We start from the raw sequence: 474 nt of genomic DNA, 5'->3' as shown, positions 1-474 counted from the left end.
ATGTGATGGAGTGCTGCAACCATATCCCGATCGCGATTTAATCCCGGTAATTGAATGATAGCAGTTTTCATAGGAATTCCACTTAAAGAAGTTCTATTGTATAATTTTCAATGACAGTATTTGCGAGGAGCTCTTCACACATTTGTTCAAGTGTTTGCTTTGCATTTTTAGCAGATTGGTCATCGAGCACAATATCAAAAACTTTTCCCTGGCGAATAGAGTGAATACCTGTGAAAGATAAACTCTTTAAAGCACCGATAATTGCTTCCCCTTGCGGATCAAGAACACTGTTTTTGAGAGTAACTATAACGCGTGCTTTCATTTTTTATTTCCTGTTGTTAGAAGCGCCGCTCTTTGAAGAGTTGTACTTACAATAATAAAGGAAGGTGACATTAATGCTCCCTTGTTTTTTACTACTTCACTAAAACTGGACCGTTTGGTCGTGAAGGTTCATTTTCATTAATAATACCAAGA

The 474-nt window shown here is 37.1% G+C and carries 1 protein-coding gene and 1 pseudogene; both read right to left on the bottom strand.

Annotated elements, in window-relative coordinates:
• Nucleotides 1-71, bottom strand: a pseudogene (locus tag ACFIO5_RS11200) (phosphoribosylformylglycinamidine synthase subunit PurQ); the annotation flags it as partial.
• A gap of 11 nt (nucleotides 72-82) precedes the next feature.
• Nucleotides 83-322, bottom strand: coding sequence for a phosphoribosylformylglycinamidine synthase subunit PurS (gene purS, locus ACFIO5_RS11195; protein WP_011180843.1), 240 nt, complete (start codon nucleotides 320-322; stop codon nucleotides 83-85).
• Between the last annotated feature and the right edge of the window lie 152 nt (nucleotides 323-474).

It is taken from the genome of Bartonella sp. AA86SXKL (assembly GCF_042196885.1).
The sequence above is the reverse complement of the archived record's forward strand: the minus strand, read 5'-3'. Positions and strand labels throughout refer to the sequence as shown.

Bases quoted from the DNA above. Each gene is read 5' to 3' on its own strand.
- purS (WP_011180843.1), bottom strand. From the start codon at position 322: ATGAAAGCACGCGTTATAGTTACTCTCAAAAACAGTGTTCTTGATCCG.